Here is a 17,997-nt window from a genome sequence, read left to right as displayed (position 1 = left end):
GCACGCTATGAATTAAATAAGTTAACAACCATAAAAATGCTCAGAATAAATGATTCTCGAGCGTTTTTATGTATTTTCATACTTAGGGGGAATGGACTTGAAAGATATACATATTCAACAAATAGAAAATTTAATGGAATATGAATTCAGTCATCTCGTTCAAGACAGTGAAGAAGAAGGTTTTAATTTCCTTATAAGGCTAATAAATGAATATAAAAACAAAATAAATACATTCAATAAAACTGGAGAATGTTTATATGGTATTTTTCAAGGTGATATGTTAATTGGAGTTGGAGGTTTAAATGAGGATCCGTACACAAAAGACAATAAGATTGGGCGGTTAAGGAGATTTTATATTTCAAAGGATTTTCGGCGTATAGGGTTAGGGAACTTATTATTAAACCAACTATTATGTCATGCGGAAAAGTATTTTGAAGTGATTGTATTATATGCTGACACAAAGCAAGGGGATGTGTTTTATACTGAAAATGGATTTGTAAAAGGGGGATTATATAAGGGATCGAGTCACTACAAACTATTATAGCGAGTGCTATCCAAAGAATAGCTACGAACAGGGTTTTTGTTGGTAAATCGATATATCTTAAAAATCGCTGATATATATATGAAGTTGCGACCCTTATATTAAAAAACAACTTTTATAATTTCATTTACTAAATTGTTATTATAAAAAAGAGCACCTTAGCTTTTAAAATTTAGCTTATAAGGTGGCTCCTTTTCAGTCAATTACGTTTTAACGTTCATTTGTTTCAATAATAATCCTGGTTTACCTTTTACATAATAAAAATGCGGATTATTTTCATCATCGTAAAGCATAATATAAGGCTTTTCATTTAGTGGGAGTAGTATAAGTACTTCGTCTATTGTAGTGTGTAACCATTGATTAGTAATAGAAACCGGCTTAGATAATGGGATTTTTATCATATAGCCATCTTTTGGAACGACATTTAAGTTTTTAAATGGACCAGTAATTGCTTTAGCGTATTGAACTGCTTCTTTTTGGACTACTGGATCTAAAGATTGTTTTTGAATGACCATTTCTTTTTGACAATCAAACACTTCAATTTGTTGATTTGTATTTGCGAACGCATTTGTTGATAATAGAAATAAAAGAAGAGAAATGACCCCGATTTTTTTTATCATAATACAACACCTCACCATTACTATCCCCTCAAAAGCTTTAAATATTTTTCTGTCACATTCATGTAACAAAGATGTTGTATGATACAATTGGTTTTTGTTTAAAAGCAATGGAGGAAAAAATATGAAAGTTTTAATTGCAGATGACGAACAAGATATGTTAAGAATTTTAAAAGCTTATTTTGAAAAAGAAGGCTTCGAAGTTTTATTAGCGAAAGACGGAGAGGAAGCACTTCAAATGTTTTATGATGAAAAAATTGATTTAGCTATTTTGGATTGGATGATGCCGAAACATAGTGGTATTACTGTCTGTCAGGAAATAAAAAAGAATTCAAGCGTAAAAGTGTTAATGCTTACGGCGAAAAGTGAAAGCGAAGATGAATTAGCAGCGCTTCAAAGTGGGGCAGATGAGTACGTAAAAAAACCATTTCATCCAGGAGTACTAATTACGCGAGCGAAAAAGCTTATTCAGCATGATGATATTATTCAAGTACAAGATGTAAAGATAAATTTCGCCAAAAATAAAGTATATAAAAATGATATAGAGTTAGAAATTACAAAAACAGAGCTCGAATTAATAAAATGCTTTTTAAATCATAAAGGAACGATTTTAACTCGTAAAAAATTGCTAGATATTGTATGGGGATTTGACTATTTTGGAGAAGAGAGAACGGTTGATACACATGTAAGAAGGCTGCGTAAAAAAATTGGAGAAAATATTATTAAGACGCATCGCGGGCTGGGCTATAGTTTGGAGGAACAAAGTGAATAAACTTGGGAAAAAGTTATTTTTCAGTATTTCTGCAACTGTTATTCTCATCTTTATGATTTCATTATTATTCATTAACAATCTCTTACCGAACTATAATATTTATAAAACACGTGAAAACTTAAATAAATTTACAACACAAATTCAAAATACAACAGTGGAAAATATAGAGGATGTTATTCATACAATTGAAAGTGAAAATAACGTTACAATTGCGTATACGCCAATTAATCAGTCAGAAGATGCTATGAACGAAGCGTTACGCATGCAACTTACGAAAAAGAAAGTAACTTTAAATAAGCTTTGGATTACGAAAGACGAAGTTATGAAAGTGAAGACGGAAGGACAATCGAATAAACTGTACGATCAAGGAAAAGTAAAAGCGAGTTTTTTTGCTAAATATATTGCGAAAGATGATACGATAATTTTAATTGGGACTTCCATTGCGAATTCAAATGAAATTATAAATACGTTAAATACATTTTACTTATACATCGTATGTTTCTCGCTCCTTCTTATTATTTTACTTGTGTGGATACTTTCAAAAATAATAACGACGCCACTGAAGGAGCTAAGTGATGTGGCTCAGGATATTTCACATTTGCAGTTTAAAAGAACGAAAGTGAAAACGAATGATGAAATAGGAGAGTTGGCCAATAGTATTAATATCATGAGTGAAAAACTACATGAAGCACATCAAGACTTAACTGATCGTAATGAACATTTAAAACGATTTATGGGTGATGTGACGCATGAATTAAAGACACCGATCGCATTAGTAAAAGCATACTCTATGGGGATTAAAGATGGATTAGATGATGGGACTTACGTAGATACAATTATTAAACAAACAGATCAAATATCAAATTTAATTGAAGAACTATTACGATTTTCTAAACTAGAAAGAGATATTTTACAAAAAGAAGAATTCCCCATTGAATCACTGGTCCAGAGTATATTAGATAAGCATCAGATAGAACTGGATTCGAAAGAAATTAACTTGCAAGTAAACTGTAATACGAGCGATACAATCGTTTATGCAGATTTAAATAAAATGAGAATGGTGTTTCAAAATTTAATTTCTAATGCAATAAAATATTCAGCAAATCAAAACATAATAATTACTTTAGAAGATAGAAATAAAAGTATATATTTTCAAATAAAAAATGGCATTCATACGGAAAAAATTAAAGATATCGATAAAATTTGGGAGCCTTTTTACGTACTAGAATCTTCTCGTAGTAAAGAAAAATCAGGTACAGGATTAGGACTAGCGATAGTGAAAAGTATTTTAGAAAGACATGGTTTTGAATATGGAGTTTCCTCTATAGATGGAGAAATTCAATTTTATATAAATGTGAAAAAGGATTAATGAAAATATTAGTCCTTTTTGCAGCTTTAGAGGTTAGCGATACAGGATGAATCACCATAATTTTCAAAATCGATGTATTAAATGGAGAATTAGCAAATGTTCTACTTTCATTAAATTCACGTGAAGTTCACAGGGAAACGTTATATTTACATAGTTACATTTGAATTTAATGAAGTGAGGTATTCGGATTTGAAAAGAAAGAAATTAGTAATTGGTAGCATTTTAATGGGGATGACGTTATCTTTATCTGCATGTGGTTCATCAGATAATATTGTAACTACAAAATCAGGAAGCATTTCAGAAAGTGATTTTAACAAAAAATTAAAAGAAAACTACGGTAAACAGAATTTATCTGAAATGGTAGTAGAGAAAGTATTAAATGATAAATATAAAGTTACGGATGAAGAGGTAACGAAACAACTGAAAGAATTAAAAGACAAGATGGGCGATAATTTTAGTACATATATGGAATCTAATGGTGTGAAAAATGAAGATCAGTTGAAAGAGAAATTAAAGCTTACTTTCGCTTTTGAAAAAGCTATTAAAGCAACCGTAACGGAAAAAGATATTAAAGATCACTATAAGCCAAAGCTTCAAGTTAGCCATATTTTAGTGAAAGATGAAAAGACAGCAAAAGAAATTAAAGGAAAATTAAATAGTGGCGAAGATTTCGCGGCATTGGCTAAACAATATTCAGAGGATCCAGGTTCTAAAGAAAAAGGTGGAGAACTATCTGAATTTGGACCTGGTATGATGGTGAAAGAATTTGAGGATGCTGCGTATAAGTTAGAAGTTGGTCAATTGAGTGAACCTGTTAAATCTTCTTTCGGATATCATATTATTAAGTTAACGGATAAAAAAGAGCTTAAACCGTATGAGGAAGAGAAAGAGAATATTCGTAAAGAATTAGAACAGCAACGTATACAAGATCCTCAATTCCATCAACAAGTTACTAGAGATCTGCTTAAAAATGCAGATATAAAGATATCTGATAAAGACTTGAAAGATACCTTTAAAGAGTTGGAAAAATAATAAATGGAATGTAAGGCAATCGATAGAAATATTGGTTGTCTTTTTCTCTATTTATCCCGCTATTTGCCGGGCAGTAAGACCTTCACCTCAAAATTTAGCGGAAGCAAAGAAGTTAGGTGGGGGCCCTGCTGTTCGTAAACGCCCGATTGGTGAGTGCTGATTAAAGTTTCACTTTATAAAGAAGGAGGGAGTGGGAAAATACTTTCACACCTGCATTAAATTTTACTTAATAAGAAATCTTTGAGTTTCTCAACTTTTATATAAAAATAAAACTGAATTTTCAGTTATTTTGTTATATAGTAAAAGAGAACGAATAAGGGGAGGGAACATTTTGAGTAAAAAGAAAATGGCAATTACACTGTCAGCAATGCTATCTGCAACAATTATACCTAGCTTTACTATGGATGTGCATGCAGAGAAGAAGGAAGAGACTAAAAATACGAAAATTGAATTAGAAAATGGGATGACAAAACCGATTTATTCTCTCGATGAAGCCATTATCGAAAATTTATATGTAGAGACAGAAGTTGATAGTGATCGCGACGGTAAGAAAGACAGAGTATCGATAAAAGTTATGCGTCCAAAGACAGATCCGAATGTGAAGGTTCCTGTTATTTATGAAATGAGTCCATATCGATCTGGATTAAAAGATGTTCCTGTATATAATGTAGATGAAGAATTGTATGCGTATGAAGGGAAACCGTATGGAGCGGTTAATCTTGGTTCGTATGGGAACTATTACGTGCCAAGAGGTTATGCAGTTATTCTAGGCGAAAGTATCGGTACTGGAAAATCAGATGGATGCCCTACAACTGGAGATGAACAAGAAATACTCGGTACAAAGTCTGTTATTGATTGGGTAAACGGTCGCGCGAAAGCATTTACAGAACAGGGTGAGGAAATTCAGGCAAATTGGTCTACAGGAAATGTAGGTATGACTGGAGTTTCTTATAATGGTACATTACCAAATGCTGTTGCGACTACTGGAGTTGAAGGTTTAAAAACAATTATTCCAATCGCAGCAATTAGTAGTTGGTATGATTATTATCGTGCAAATGGTGCAGTCATTGCGCCAGGTGGATATCAAGGAGAAGATACAGATAATATGGCAGAAGCAGTACTAACAAGAGAAAATCCTGAAGTTTGCGGGCAAGTAATAAAAGAGTTAACAGCTGGTCAGGACCGGAAAACTGGTAATTATAATGATTTTTGGGATAAACGCAATTATGTAAAAGATGCTAAAAATGTAAAAGCAAGCGTATTTGTTGTTCATGGTTTAAATGATTGGAATGTTAAGACGAAGCAGTTCGCGCAATGGTGGGATGCACTCGGAGAAAATAATGTTCCTCGTAAAATGTGGCTACACCAAGGTGGTCATGGTGGGACATCAAGTAATAACTGGCAGCAAACACAAAATAAATGGTTAGATTATTGGTTGTATGGAATTGAAAATGGAATTATGGATGAACCAATGGTTGATGTGCAAAGAGAAAATAAATCGTGGCAAAAGATAAAAAATTGGCCAGATCCAGCGGCTGTACCTTCAAAAATCCGTATGTATTTAAGTGATAAATCAGTCAATTTGCCACTAAGTATGGGATCGGCTAATAAAGTTTTCTCATTCTTAGATGATACACAAATGAAATCAAATCAATTAGTAGCAAACCCAGAATTAGAAGTAGCCAATCGATTAGTATATACAATGCCTGTACTTCAAAAAGATACACGCATAAGTGGTACACCAAAGATTTCAATTACAGGAAATATTGATCGATCTGTATCAAATTTAACAGCATTACTTGTTGACTATGGAGGAACGAAGCCGGAAATCGTAACACGAGGCTGGATGGATCCACAAAACTTAAAGAGTATAGAAAATTCAACAGTGATTCAACCGGGCAAAGATTATACATTTACATGGGACATGCAGCCAGATGATTATGTCTTTAAAGCTGGACATCAAATAGGGGTTGTTTTAATTGCTAGCGACTATGATTATACAATTAGACCGAAAGCGGGCACGAAACTTACAGTGAAATTAAGTGAAGTGACATTGCCGATTGTGAAATAAATATTTTTTACAAAGAGCTTACTAAAGTAAGCTTTTTATTTTATAGTCTGAATTTTTAATTTTATATTTCGGATTGGAAGGTTATGTAATACAATATCATTATATTCTATGGAAAGTGAGTGATATATTATGACAGTCAGCTCTTTCGAAAGCGCATTAAAATTAGAGGTACGAGAAGATTAGTTTAATTGAAATCTTCCGTACGTAAAAACGGAGGAGAAAATAAATGTTTAGTTTTTATAGTACACTTTGTACGGAACTGTATGATTACACAAAACCAGTCGGTTATTCTTTAAATGGTGATATTGAGTATTACAAAGAACGTTTAAAAAATTGTAAGGGAAGAATTCTCGAAGCTGCAGTAGGATCGGGACGTGTCATTATTCCGTTTCTTGAAGCTGGTTTTAAAGTTGATGGGATAGATTATTCACCTGAAATGCTTGATTCTTGCCGTAAGCGGTGTAAAGAGAGAGGCTTACATCCTAATTTATATGAAGGAAGCTTGCAACAATTTTCACTTCCGTATAAATATGAGGCAATTATCATTCCTACTGGATCTTTTTGTTTAATTGAAAATCGTGTGGATTCTATAAACGCATTGAAATGTTTTTATGAACATCTTAATCCATGCGGACGATTAATCGTAGATATTATGCTTCCGCATGACTGGAAGACTGGGGAAATTCATACATTGACTTTTTCTTTGCCGAGCGGAGACGGAATCACATTAGAAAATAAATCAATTGAAATAGATTGGCTGAACCAAGTTACTGTATCATATTTGAAATATGAAAAGTGGAGTAAAGGACAGCTAGTACAAACAGAGTTACAACGTTTTGCGCTGCGCTGGTATGGAATAGTAGAGTTTAAACTCCTTTTAGAAAGTATAGGTTTCTCTAACATTACTTGCTCTGCCGAATATGATTATGAAAAAGAACCGTCAAATGCAAATCAAATGATTACTTTTGAAGCTGTGCGGAACGAGAAATAAAAGAACTATCTATGAAAATAAGGCAATTGATATAATAATCGATTGCCTTATTTTAATTGTATATCGCTTACATGTTATTAGGTTTTCATTGTCCAAGCATTCTGCTACTTACTACATATACTATTTATGTTAAAGTCAGCTACTATTTTATATAGGGCTGTCATTTTCCTATAAATGCTATTTTAGTGAAGTGGGAGGAATCAATTTGGAAAATATAGAACAAGATAGAATTGAAAATCAAGTGTATTCAAATCGTGTAGTAAGATCAGAATTTGATGCGAATTGGGAAACTTGTATATCAAAGAGTGGTTATGTAATTTATGTAGCAACAAGTAATAATGCTGAAGTAATAGTACTTCTTGCAGATGGTTCAAGTAAATTATTAATTTTCGAAAAAGGCGGTAAAGTAGTAGTAGGTGGCGGTGGAACAAGTCATTACAGTAAGCCACATATTGCAAGAAATATTTAAGGTAAAACATGTAATTGAGAAGAAGCTGGAAAACGGTTAGTCATTCATATTTAGAGAATGACCAACCGTTTTTAAATGTAGTTTTTGAAGAATTATATAAGCAATATAAAAAGCATTTCCTATTTCGGCAAATGCTTTTTATATGTTATAGTATAATAGTGTCTTAAAGTAATGTTATTTTAATATATTTCAAAGTTTGTTGTGTATTATTTTTATATTAAATTAGCACTTAAAGTATTTTTTTATATAAGGAGTAATAATTAGAGAAATGAAAAATATAGACTTTATACTAGAAAGTGATGAGGCATTAAAACCGTCTGAACGATTAGTACTATTACTATTAGAGAAGCATAGAATGTTATATACGAACGATCTATTGGCATTATCAAATTTATCATATAAAACATTAACAGATTCATTAACGGCGCTAGTTTTAAAATCGTATGTGTTAAAGGAAACAGGTAAGGGAAGAAGACAGAATTGCTATAGATTAATATGATAAGGCGGCTGTTTTAGAAGCTTTTACATATGTTTTTTTCAATCGTAAGGCGAAAATGTGTTTTTTGTTTTCAAACGAGAATCTTACTATAAGAGTGGTTAAGTTAGTAGCATTTCATTTTTGTGAATGTAATTATTTCGTTATTGAAAATACAAAAATAAAATAAACTGCATAAAACAGAAATAAAAAAACAATCCATTTTAAAAAGGATTGTTTTTTTATTGGAATAATATTATTTGATATGTTGAAAGCATGAATGGCAGTAATAGAAATTACCTGTTTTAGTTCATGCAATTGACAAATATGATGAAAACTATGTGTATAGTTTTTTTTGATTGCTTTTTCAGTAACTATAATGAAATCATAGTCTTCATTGTTTAAAGGCATTATTTTTAACATTATTGCTATTCAATATTAAGCACAAAAAGTAATATATAATATTATTATGTAAACTTAGGGCTTTAAAAGGGAAATGTAATAATTAATAGAACATGTAGAAGGGGGATGCTTAAATATTTTGAAGGATGGGAGATTATTATGAAGCATTTACAATCAATAGCACAAGCTGTTATAAGTGGTAATAGGGAAAAAGTAGTGGAGTTTATAAAGGCGAGTCCAAGTATTGTTAACGAATGTAGTGAAGATGGCTGGACACCACTTCATTTAGCAGCTTATTTTGGACAGAAAGAAATAGCGAGTTTTCTTTTAGAAAGCGGTGCAGATATACATAGTAGAGCAAAAAACGAAAATGAAAATACACCTTTGCAAGCAGCAATTGCGAACAAGCAAAGTGAACTTGTCACTTTCTTAATTGAAAAAGGATCAGATGTAAATATTATGCAAAGTGGTGGCTGGACAGGACTTCACGAAGCAGCATTATTAGGAAATGAAGAAATAATTATGTTACTCCTTAAAAATGGAGCTAATAAGATGATTAAGAAAAATGATGGGAAAACAGCGTATGAAATTGCATTAGAAAAAGGATATGATCACCTATTACATCATTTGAAACAGGAAGTGAACTTATGATGAATAAATGGAGTGTTGGTATATTTTTATTTAATGAAGTAGAAGTGTTAGACTTTGCAGGGCCATTTGAAGTTTTTTCTGTAACTGAGGTGAATGAAGAAAAAACATTTACTGTTTATACAGTTAGCGAGAATGGGGAAATAATTACAGCAAGGAACGGATTGAAGGTACAGCCAGATTATAGTATTGAAAATTTACCACCAGTGGATATTTTAATAATTCCGGGTGGGCTAGGTGCTAGAGAATATGAAATAAAAAATGAAATAGTAATAAAATGGATTGGCCAGCAAATGAAAGAAGTAAAGCTGATGACGTCAGTTTGTACAGGAGCGCTATTACTGGCGAAAGCAGGTTTATTGGCAGGTTTAAAAGCAACAACACATTGGGCTAGTATTGAAAAGTTTAAAAATGAGTTTCAAAATGTTGAAGTTATAGAAAATGTAAAGTTTGTAGATGAAGGACATATTATAACATCTGCCGGAATTTCAGCTGGAATTAATATGGCATTTCATATTGTGAAAAACTTGTTAGGTGTGCATGTTGCGGAGGACACAGCGAAGCGAATGGAGTATGATATTAGTTTGCCAAATTAAAAAGCCCGGATTGGGCTTTTTATATTGAATGAATATAGTTAAGCTCTTCATCACTCAAAATAGGGCGAACAGATGCATTTGCATTTTCTTGTGCTTGCGTTCCTGACTTCGCACCAGGAATTACAACACTTACTGCCGGATGAGAGAGTATATAGCGAAGTGCAAGTTGCCCTAGGGTCTGATTTTTATTTGAGAGCAACCTAAGTTTTTCTACGGTTTGTAAGTCTTCTTGAAACCAAGTTTCATTTGGCCATTCTTTGCGTAAATCTCCATCTGGAAAAATTGTTTTATTTGTGAATTTTCCAGTTAAAATGCCCATTTTTAATGGACCACGAATAATAGCTCCTAGATTTTTCTCTTGTAAGAATGGTAATATATCTTTTTCTGGTTTTCGATTTAATATATTGTAATCAAGTTGTACGATATCAATTTCGTTGTTTTTATTGAAATGATGAATGTATTGTAAATCATGAGTCGAAACACCGACTGCTCTTACTTTGCCATCACGTTTTAATATGTCAAATGCACGTAGAAATGCTTCTGTTTCTCTACGATTATGCCACCAAATATGACAAAAATAAAGATCAATATAATCTGTTTGAAGACGTTGTAAACTTGTTTCGAATACGGCGATGATTTTTTCGGGAGTATCATATACAGGAACTCCATTAGGGTCGTAGTGGTGTCCGATTAAACCACCTTTCGTTGATAGGATAATATCATTACGATGTCCTTTAATCGCGGTAGCCACCAACTTTTCACTATGTCCTAAACCATACACATCCGCAGTATCAATAAAATTCACACCACACTCAATTGCTTTTTTTATAGCGGTTATAGATTGTTTATCGTTAACCGGTCCCCATTCATCACCACCGATTGCCCATGCCCCAAAACCTATTTCAGAAACAGTTATTCCAGTTTTACCTAATGTACGGTAATGCATATTTTCCCTCCTTATAAGCATGTTATAACATGGATATGTAGGCAAGGATTTTTGTGTGTAAAAAAACTCTTCTACAATAGTAGAAAAAGAATTACAGAAACTACTATTTTATAGCAGCATACATAAAAAATTTCGATGTAAATATGGAAATGTCGTCGAATGCTATCTTTAATTGGTTAATTTATGGGATATTTTTGTGAAGGAGTTTATTTTATAAGAATAGAATTTAGTTTAGTAAGAAAACGTGCCGATGGTAGTGAAAAATATGGGTTAGGGGGATTTGAATGAGGAAACTCAAACGAGTAAATGTTCCTAATATACCAGAGCAATTATCACAACCTAGTGACAAGCGTAGGGTAAATAAAAAGAAGTTAAGGCGACTTATTTTAATGGTCCTTTTTATTGCGGCAACTACTTTGTACGTTCAATATATTTTAACGAAACAACAAGAAATAATTGATAAAAAGAAAGATACGATTATGGATCAAAAGAAACAATTAGTATCTTTAAAGAAAGATAAAGGTTCTTTAAAGACTAACATAGAAAAATTAACAGACGATGAAGAAGAAATTTTGAAGTTTGCGAGAAAAGAGTATCAATTTTCTAAGTCAAATGAAACTATATTTGTGATGCCAAAGTAATGAAAAAACAGTTAGCCATAGCTAACTGTTTTTTCATGTTTAAATGTCATGGTACAAGGAACAATCACATATTGTAAAAATGAAGAGTTTGAGATATTTTCACAATTATGGAATATACACTGAAATAAATATTGTTAAAATTCTGTTAATTGCATTATAATACAAGATAAGCGGATACATTTTTTAATCAACGTTGAGTTCATCGCTCATACGACTATTAAGAAACCCGTTATCCTCGTATAAGAAAGGAAGGTAGCTGTGTACGCTTCAAATACAATTTATGTCGTAGGGGATGCGAAAGCACCTCAAAATAATCCCATTACTGAAAAGTTTAAAAGCTATTTCGTAGCATTTGTTCTTGTTAAGGATACAGGGGAAATTGTAGATGCAGACTGCTCAGCGACAATTGCATTAACATCTCAATTTGTTAAATATTTATTTCTACATAAAAATATAAATGACCCGGCGTTAGTAATGGAAGTAAAGAATCGATATTTCGGTTCTTCTCAAAAAGCGTTACTTGTAGCGCTAAAAGATGCACAGAAAAAATATAATCAGATTGCTGCTTTGTCTACTCAATCATAGACAAAATCCAGCCGTAAGAATCATTCTTATGGCTGGATTTTTTTATTCCACATTAAAGTCCTACATCAAAAGCAAAGTAGAGAGATAGGAGAGTAAATGCTCAATAGGTTTACCTAATAATCTGTGGGTATAAATTTCCGGTGGATTAAGATTTCACTTCATTGGAGAACGAAAGGATGAACAAAATGAAAATTACAGACGTAAAAGTAAATCGTAGACGTATAAAACTTCATACACCGTTTAAAACCGCGCTTCGTACTGTAATAGAAATTGAAAGTATAGATGTTTATATTCATACAGACGAAGGAGTGATTGGTAAGGGGGCTGCAGCCGCAACGCCAGTTATTACGGGTGATTTCACCAGTGGAATGGAAGAAGCGATTTTAGGACCGATGCGTTCATGTTTAATTGGTCAAGATATCATTCAGTTTCAGCAGTTACTAGAGCGCATTCAAATGAGTTGTATTGGAAATTCAAGTGCGAAAGCAGCGGTAGATATCGCTTTATATGATGTATATTGCCAATATCAAAATGTGCCGTTATATGCATTGTTAGGCGGGAAGAAAGAAATTTATACGGATATTACAGTGAGTGTGGATGAGCCTGTATTAATGGCAAAAGAAGCGAAGAAACATATAGAAAAAGGATTTCAAACATTAAAGATTAAAGTGGGTAAAGAGGCGCATTTAGATTTGGAACGTATTGAGGCAATTCGAAATGTGGTACCAAGAAATACGACATTACGTTTAGATGCGAATCAAGGTTGGAGTCCAAAAGAAGCGGTCTCTATCATTCAAGAGATGGAAAATCGTAATTTAAATATAGAATTTATTGAACAACCAGTACACGCGAAAGATTGGGATGGGTTAAAGTACGTCAAAGATCGTGTGCAAACGCCAATTATGGCCGATGAAAGTATATTTTCAGCAAGTGATGCATTAAAGCTCGTTCAAGGAAGATATGCAGACTTAATTAATATTAAATTAATGAAATGTGGTGGCATACGTGAAGCATGGCGTATTGCAGATATCGCAGAAACAGCTGGTGTGAAGTGTATGGTGGGAAGCATGATGGAATCTTCACTTTCCGTTAGTGCTGTTGCGCATTTAGCGGCAGCGCATCCTAATATTCATTATTTTGATCTTGATGCACCGCTTTGGTTAATGGAAGAGCCGGAAGGAATGACTTATTCTGGATCAAAGGTAAACCTTCAATCGACAGTGAATAGTAAGTCTTAGGAGAAGAGACTAGTAAACTATTTTTTTAAGGGGGATATATATGAAAAAAGTAGGAACTGCATTTTTAACAACTTTATTTATATTTTCATCGTTTACATCGGCAAATGCTGAAGAAAAGAAGGATAATAAAGCATTTATAGATGTATCTGCTGCAACGTTATGGACAGCACCTGATTCATTAAGGTCAATCGATACACCAAGTGCAACAAACCCAGTGGATCTATGGAAATGGACAAAATCAATGACACTTGACGAGAAACTATGGTTAACAAATGCAAATAAATTAGAAACACAAGCGTTACTCGGTCAAGAAGTAACTGTTATTGATAAGAAAGGCGAATGGGTGAAGGTATTAGTGCATGGACAGCCAACACCACGAAATGAAGAAGGTTATCCGGGCTGGATGCCTGAAAAGCAATTAACATATAATCAAGAATTTGCAGATAAAACAAATGAACCTTTTGTGTTAATAACAAAGCCAACAGCGATTTTATATATAAATCCTTCTGAAAAACATAAATCACTTGAAGTCAGTTATAATACAAGACTGCCGCTATTAAGTGAAGACACAATGTCATACCGTGTATTGTTGCCAAATGGTCAGAAAGCATGGCTACGAAAAAATGATGGAACAGTTTACCGTTCTCAAACTGATATTCCAAAACCGACCGCTGATGATTTAATTAACACAGGGAAAATGTTTTTAGGTTTACCTTATATATGGGCTGGTACAAGTGGTTTTGGATTTGATTGCTCTGGCTTCACGCATACGATTTATAAATCGCACGGCATTACAATTCCGCGAGATTCTGGACCGCAATCAAGAGCAGGAATTGCAGTTGATAAAGAAAACTTACAAAAGGGAGATTTAATCTTCTTTGCGCATAATCAAGGGAAAGGTAGTGTCCATCACGTTGCAATGTATATTGGTGATGGCAATATGATTCACTCACCAAGAGCTGAAAGGTCGGTAGAGATTATACCACTAAATACACCAGGATATATAGAAGAATACGCTGGTGCTCGTCGTTACTTACCTTAAAAATAGAGGGGGTTTTTAAATGAAAAAAGTTGTTCGTTACTCATTAGTTAGTACTCTATTAGTTTCTTCATTTTTAGTTGGCTGCGCAAAAGAAAAAACTACAACAAAGCCGAAAGATGAAAAGAAAGTATTACAGTTACTAGAAACGGGTGAAATTCCGTCGTTAAACTCAGGGAAAGTCACAGATGCAGTCTCGTTTAACGTTTTGAATAACGTAATGGAAGGACTATTCCGTCTATCGAAAAATGATGAAGTAATTGAGGCAGGCGTACAAAAATATGAAGTGAGTAAAGATGGAAAGACATATACATTCCAATTGCGTGATGCGAAATGGTCTAACGGAGATCCAGTAACTGCTCATGATTACGTATACGCTTGGAAGCAATTGATTAATCCAGATACCGCTTCTCAATATGCATACATTGCGTACGATGTGAAAAACGCTGAGAAGATAAATAAAAAACAACTAGGTCTAGATGAATTAGGAGTAAAAGCGAAAGATGATAAAACATTCGTCGTAGAGCTAGAACATCCTGTACCGTATTTTACGAAATTATTAATTTTACCATCTTTCTATCCAATTAACGAAAAATATGCGAAAGAGCAAGGTGATAAATACGGATTAGAAGCAAATAAAGCGGTATATAATGGACCGTTTACATTATCAGAGTGGAAGCATGAAGCTAGCTTTACAATGAAGAAAAACGATAAATATTGGGATAAAAAAGAAGTGAAGTTAGATGAAGTAAACTATCAAATTGTAAAAGAAATTTCAACTGCGGTAAATTTATATGAAACAGATAAAGTTGATAGAGCTGTTATTTCTACAGAATTCGTAGATAAATATAAAAATAATCAAGAGCTAAAACAATACACAGATCCAGTTATGTACTTCTTCCGATTTAATGAAAATGTACCGATTCTTAAAAATAAAAATGCAAGGCTTGCGCTAAGTACAGTTTTTGATAAGAAAGGACTTGCGGATTCATTTTTAAATGATGGTTCGGTTGCTGCAAATTATTACGTACCAAAAGGATTCTTAAAAGGCCCAGATAAGAAAGATTTTAGAAGTACGGCTGTTGAGTTTAATAAGACGAATGTAAAACAGGCGAAGGAATATTGGGAGAAAGCAAAACAAGAGACAGGTACAAATGAAGTGACGTTAGAACTATTAAATTATGACTTAGAAAACTTTAAAAAAGTCGGAGAGTACATTAAAGAGCAGCTTGAGAAAAATTTACCTGGATTAAAAGTGAATGTGAAATTACAGCCACATACGCAAAAATTAGCACTTGAGAAGAAGAAAGAATATGAAATGTCGTTATCACGCTGGTTACCGGATTATCCAGATCCAATGACTTACTTAGAAGTATTCCTTTCTGGAAGCAGTGTTAATAATACAGAATATGCAAACCCAGAATATGATGCGTTAATTAAGAAGATTAAAACAGAATTAGGTAATGATGAAAAGGCTCGCTGGAAAGCAATGCAAGATGCTGAAAAAATGCTACTTGATGATGCAGTAATTGCACCGGTATTCCAGCGTGGATTATCTTACTTACAAAAACCATATGTGAAAGATTTATATGTACATCAATTTGGTCCATCTACAAGTTTAAAATGGGCAGATGTACAAAAATAAAAGAATGGGGAAACAGACTTCACGTGTGTGATAGTCTGTTTTTTGTACAGTTCCGAATGAAATATAGACATTTCATATGTTTTTTCACGACTTAAAAATAAAATTATTACTAAAATTCCAGTGTGAAATTTATGTAGAATCTTGTATAATTAACGTGTTTCTATGGAAACATTTTCTGGCGCTATTTATATAGGGCTTAATAGAACAAGGAAGGAAATACATACATGTATATAATAGATAAATAGAATGGAACATGTATAGAGAAAAAGGAGAGAAAAGATGGCGTGTCAAAAACAAGGGTTACAAGTTAATAACGATAGAAAGAGGGACAGAAAATGAAAATGAAGCATGCTTTTGGTCCTATAATTTTAGCGTGTGTGCTGTTTTTCATTATCATTCTAATCCCATCGAAAAGTTTAGTATCGCTTATTAGTGATAAGAAGGTAGAAGATGCGGCAACTTCTTTACAAAAAGAGAAATTACAAAGTGCTTTCTTACAGCAAAAAATGTTAGAGAATTCACAGTATTTACCGATGTACGGTTCATCAGAATTTTTACGAATGGATGCATATCATCCGTCTAATTATTTCAAAGTAAATCCAGCTGGTTTTACACCGTTTTTAATTGGAACTGGCGGTACACAAAGCTTAGCTCATATTTTAAATATGACATCTACTATGGATGAATTAGAAGGTAAAAAAGTAGTCTTTGTTCTTTCACCACAATGGTTTACAAAGACTGGTGTCTCACAAGGGGATTTCACTAATAATTTCTCCAAACAACAAGCATATCATTTTATTTTTAATGATGAGATAAATCCTGAAATGAAGAAGCAAATCGCGAAACGGCTATTAGATTATAAAGTTGTTCAAGAAGATGATATATTAAAAAATTCATTAGAAGGTATTGTATATAATGATACAAAACATAACATAAAAGCAGGTTTAGCTAAACCACTTGCTTATATGCATCGAAATATTTTAGATCATAGAGATTTATTTAACTCTTTATTTAAAATCGAACCGATGAAAGAGAAAACAAATATCGGACTTCGTTCAATTTCTTGGGAAGATGCACGTAAACACGCGGAACAAGAAGGGAAAGCTGAGTCTACTACAAATACATTCGGAATTGAAAATCCGTATTATCATAAGAATAATCTGAAGAAAAAACTAAAAGGTTTAAAAAACTTTAGAGCAAATGAAACATATGATGAATCACCAGAATATGATGATTTACAAATTATTTTAGATTTATTTAAAGAGAAAAATGTCAAACCACTCTTTATTTCTGTACCTGTAAATGGGCCTTGGTATGATTATACTGGCTTCCCGAAAGAACGCCGTGAAGTGTATTATAATAAAGTTCGAGAACAGGTTGAGAAAGCAGGATATCCAGTAGTTGATTTCTCTGGTCATGAATATGATAAGTATTTCTTAAAAGATACGATTCATTTAGGCTGGAAAGGTTGGATTTATTTTGATGAAGCAGTGCAGAAATTTTATTCTGAGAAATAAAGTATAGAAATCGGAATGGCTATGAGCCGTTCCGATTTTTTTAGTATAGAGGATTTTGGTGAGGGCAATTTGGGAATGCATGTATATCTTGAACCTGTCTATAATCAAAATGTTTCATTGCGAACTGAGCTTGATAAAGGTATTCATACACATATAATTGACCATCATGCGCTGAACATAATACGCCAGAAGTTCCTTGCCCATTTATGAAGGAAATACCGATAGGGCGTCCGATTAAGTATGGTATTTTTTGCTGCCAATGCATAGGGGAATCACTCCTTTTTGAGATAATATACGAAAAGAATGATCGAATGGTTGCTTATCCATGTAAATGTAGATGGAAAGGTGTTATATAATTCCTGAAGATTAATTCATATATAAATAAAAAACCGCTATAATTCCG

General features: G+C 33.0%; 19 protein-coding genes. 16 read left to right on the top strand and 3 right to left on the bottom strand.

Features of this window, described 5'->3' with window-relative positions; genetic code table 11:
* Nucleotides 1-49: 49 nt before the first annotated feature.
* Entirely contained in the window at nt 50-544 is a 495-nt protein-coding gene (locus AC241_RS14345; protein WP_155417062.1) for a GNAT family N-acetyltransferase, read from the top strand.
* Nucleotides 545-744: 200 nt separating this feature from the next.
* Here the strand turns inward: AC241_RS14345 and AC241_RS14340 are convergent, their stop codons facing one another.
* Complete coding sequence (locus AC241_RS14340) at nt 745-1,161, bottom strand: hypothetical protein (RefSeq protein ID WP_016081245.1); 417 nt, start codon at nt 1,159-1,161, stop codon at nt 745-747.
* A 121-nt stretch (nt 1,162-1,282) separates the two neighbouring features.
* Between AC241_RS14340 and AC241_RS14335 the strand changes: the two genes are divergently transcribed.
* The 9 genes from AC241_RS14335 (at nt 1,283) to AC241_RS14295 (ending at nt 9,983) form a co-directional block, all read left to right on the top strand.
* The gene (locus AC241_RS14335; RefSeq protein WP_000865984.1) at nt 1,283-1,930 is read left to right on the top strand and encodes a response regulator transcription factor; all 648 of its coding nucleotides are present in this window, start codon (nt 1,283-1,285) and stop codon (nt 1,928-1,930) included.
* The gene (locus tag AC241_RS14330) at nt 1,923-3,299 is read left to right on the top strand and encodes a sensor histidine kinase (RefSeq protein ID WP_029442574.1); all 1,377 of its coding nucleotides are present in this window, start codon (nt 1,923-1,925) and stop codon (nt 3,297-3,299) included. The genes AC241_RS14335 and AC241_RS14330 overlap by 8 nt, the downstream gene beginning before the upstream one ends.
* A 189-nt stretch (nt 3,300-3,488) precedes the next feature.
* Nucleotides 3,489-4,331, top strand: coding sequence for a peptidylprolyl isomerase PrsA (locus tag AC241_RS14325; protein WP_050844855.1), 843 nt, complete (start codon nt 3,489-3,491; stop codon nt 4,329-4,331).
* A gap of 331 nt (nt 4,332-4,662) precedes the next feature.
* Nucleotides 4,663-6,402, top strand: coding sequence for a Xaa-Pro dipeptidyl-peptidase (locus AC241_RS14320; protein WP_050843965.1), 1,740 nt, complete (start codon nt 4,663-4,665; stop codon nt 6,400-6,402).
* Between the two features lie 226 nt (nt 6,403-6,628).
* Nucleotides 6,629-7,393 carry a class I SAM-dependent methyltransferase gene (locus AC241_RS14315; protein WP_050843962.1) on the top strand — a complete coding sequence of 255 codons (765 nt, stop codon included), beginning with the start codon at nt 6,629-6,631 and terminating at the stop codon, nt 7,391-7,393.
* Nucleotides 7,394-7,598: 205 nt separating this feature from the next.
* Nucleotides 7,599-7,862: a hypothetical protein gene (locus tag AC241_RS14310; protein ID WP_016081250.1), complete on the top strand. Its 264-nt coding sequence runs from the start codon at nt 7,599-7,601 to the stop codon at nt 7,860-7,862.
* A 268-nt stretch (nt 7,863-8,130) separates the two neighbouring features.
* A complete protein-coding gene (locus tag AC241_RS14305) occupies nt 8,131-8,361 on the top strand; it encodes a hypothetical protein (RefSeq protein WP_000789030.1) in 231 nt (76 codons plus the stop codon).
* 537 nt (nt 8,362-8,898) lie between these two features.
* The gene (locus AC241_RS14300; protein ID WP_029442569.1) at nt 8,899-9,390 is read left to right on the top strand and encodes an ankyrin repeat domain-containing protein; all 492 of its coding nucleotides are present in this window, start codon (nt 8,899-8,901) and stop codon (nt 9,388-9,390) included.
* Nucleotides 9,387-9,983, top strand: coding sequence for a DJ-1/PfpI family protein (locus AC241_RS14295; RefSeq protein WP_050843960.1), 597 nt, complete (start codon nt 9,387-9,389; stop codon nt 9,981-9,983). Before AC241_RS14300 ends, AC241_RS14295 begins: the two co-directional genes overlap by 4 nt.
* Before the next feature lie 19 nt (nt 9,984-10,002).
* Here AC241_RS14295 and AC241_RS14290 read toward each other — a convergent pair whose 3' ends face one another.
* A complete protein-coding gene (locus AC241_RS14290) occupies nt 10,003-10,929 on the bottom strand; it encodes an aldo/keto reductase (RefSeq protein ID WP_050843958.1) in 927 nt (308 codons plus the stop codon).
* 284 nt (nt 10,930-11,213) lie between these two features.
* Between AC241_RS14290 and AC241_RS14285 the strand changes: the two genes are divergently transcribed.
* The 6 genes from AC241_RS14285 to dltD all read left to right on the top strand — a co-directional run bounded on the left by AC241_RS14285 (nt 11,214) and on the right by dltD (nt 17,594).
* Complete coding sequence (locus AC241_RS14285) at nt 11,214-11,570, top strand: FtsB family cell division protein (RefSeq protein ID WP_050843956.1); 357 nt, start codon at nt 11,214-11,216, stop codon at nt 11,568-11,570.
* A 258-nt stretch (nt 11,571-11,828) separates the two neighbouring features.
* Nucleotides 11,829-12,155 carry a DUF3870 domain-containing protein gene (locus tag AC241_RS14280; RefSeq protein WP_000271322.1) on the top strand — a complete coding sequence of 109 codons (327 nt, stop codon included), beginning with the start codon at nt 11,829-11,831 and terminating at the stop codon, nt 12,153-12,155.
* Nucleotides 12,156-12,331: 176 nt separating this feature from the next.
* Complete coding sequence (locus tag AC241_RS14275) at nt 12,332-13,393, top strand: dipeptide epimerase (RefSeq protein WP_016081256.1); 1,062 nt, start codon at nt 12,332-12,334, stop codon at nt 13,391-13,393.
* Nucleotides 13,394-13,433: 40 nt separating this feature from the next.
* Nucleotides 13,434-14,435, top strand: coding sequence for a C40 family peptidase (locus tag AC241_RS14270; protein ID WP_029442566.1), 1,002 nt, complete (start codon nt 13,434-13,436; stop codon nt 14,433-14,435).
* 19 nt (nt 14,436-14,454) lie between these two features.
* Nucleotides 14,455-16,077 (top strand): peptide ABC transporter substrate-binding protein, encoded by a 1,623-nt coding sequence (locus tag AC241_RS14265; RefSeq protein WP_050843954.1) that lies wholly within the window; start codon nt 14,455-14,457, stop codon nt 16,075-16,077.
* Nucleotides 16,078-16,412: 335 nt separating this feature from the next.
* Nucleotides 16,413-17,594 carry a D-alanyl-lipoteichoic acid biosynthesis protein DltD gene (dltD, locus tag AC241_RS14260; protein WP_043935655.1) on the top strand — a complete coding sequence of 394 codons (1,182 nt, stop codon included), beginning with the start codon at nt 16,413-16,415 and terminating at the stop codon, nt 17,592-17,594.
* A gap of 40 nt (nt 17,595-17,634) precedes the next feature.
* Here the strand turns inward: dltD and AC241_RS14255 are convergent, their stop codons facing one another.
* On the bottom strand, nt 17,635-17,859 hold the full coding sequence (locus AC241_RS14255) for a hypothetical protein (protein ID WP_050843952.1): 225 nt from the start codon (nt 17,857-17,859) through the stop codon (nt 17,635-17,637).
* Nucleotides 17,860-17,997 lie beyond the last annotated feature (138 nt).

Origin of the sequence: Bacillus thuringiensis (genome assembly GCF_001182785.1) — a bacterium.
Classification (GTDB): Bacteria; Bacillota; Bacilli; order Bacillales; family Bacillaceae_G; genus Bacillus_A; species Bacillus_A thuringiensis_S.
Note: the sequence above shows the minus strand (reverse complement) of the source record. Positions and strands in the feature narration are given on the sequence as shown.

Bases quoted from the DNA above. Each gene is read 5' to 3' on its own strand.
- AC241_RS14300 (WP_029442569.1), top strand. From the start codon at position 8,899: ATGAAGCATTTACAATCAATAGCACAAGCTGTTATAAGTGGTAATAGG.
- AC241_RS14270 (WP_029442566.1), top strand. From the start codon at position 13,434: ATGAAAAAAGTAGGAACTGCATTTTTAACAACTTTATTTATATTTTCA.
- AC241_RS14340 (WP_016081245.1), bottom strand. From the start codon at position 1,161: ATGATAAAAAAAATCGGGGTCATTTCTCTTCTTTTATTTCTATTATCA.
- AC241_RS14315 (WP_050843962.1), top strand. From the start codon at position 6,629: ATGTTTAGTTTTTATAGTACACTTTGTACGGAACTGTATGATTACACA.
- AC241_RS14305 (WP_000789030.1), top strand. From the start codon at position 8,131: ATGAAAAATATAGACTTTATACTAGAAAGTGATGAGGCATTAAAACCG.
- AC241_RS14335 (WP_000865984.1), top strand. From the start codon at position 1,283: ATGAAAGTTTTAATTGCAGATGACGAACAAGATATGTTAAGAATTTTA.
- AC241_RS14255 (WP_050843952.1), bottom strand. From the start codon at position 17,859: ATGCATTGGCAGCAAAAAATACCATACTTAATCGGACGCCCTATCGGT.
- AC241_RS14295 (WP_050843960.1), top strand. From the start codon at position 9,387: ATGATGAATAAATGGAGTGTTGGTATATTTTTATTTAATGAAGTAGAA.
- AC241_RS14345 (WP_155417062.1), top strand. From the start codon at position 50: ATGATTCTCGAGCGTTTTTATGTATTTTCATACTTAGGGGGAATGGAC.
- dltD (WP_043935655.1), top strand. From the start codon at position 16,413: ATGAAAATGAAGCATGCTTTTGGTCCTATAATTTTAGCGTGTGTGCTG.
- AC241_RS14265 (WP_050843954.1), top strand. From the start codon at position 14,455: ATGAAAAAAGTTGTTCGTTACTCATTAGTTAGTACTCTATTAGTTTCT.
- AC241_RS14290 (WP_050843958.1), bottom strand. From the start codon at position 10,929: ATGCATTACCGTACATTAGGTAAAACTGGAATAACTGTTTCTGAAATA.
- AC241_RS14285 (WP_050843956.1), top strand. From the start codon at position 11,214: ATGAGGAAACTCAAACGAGTAAATGTTCCTAATATACCAGAGCAATTA.
- AC241_RS14275 (WP_016081256.1), top strand. From the start codon at position 12,332: ATGAACAAAATGAAAATTACAGACGTAAAAGTAAATCGTAGACGTATA.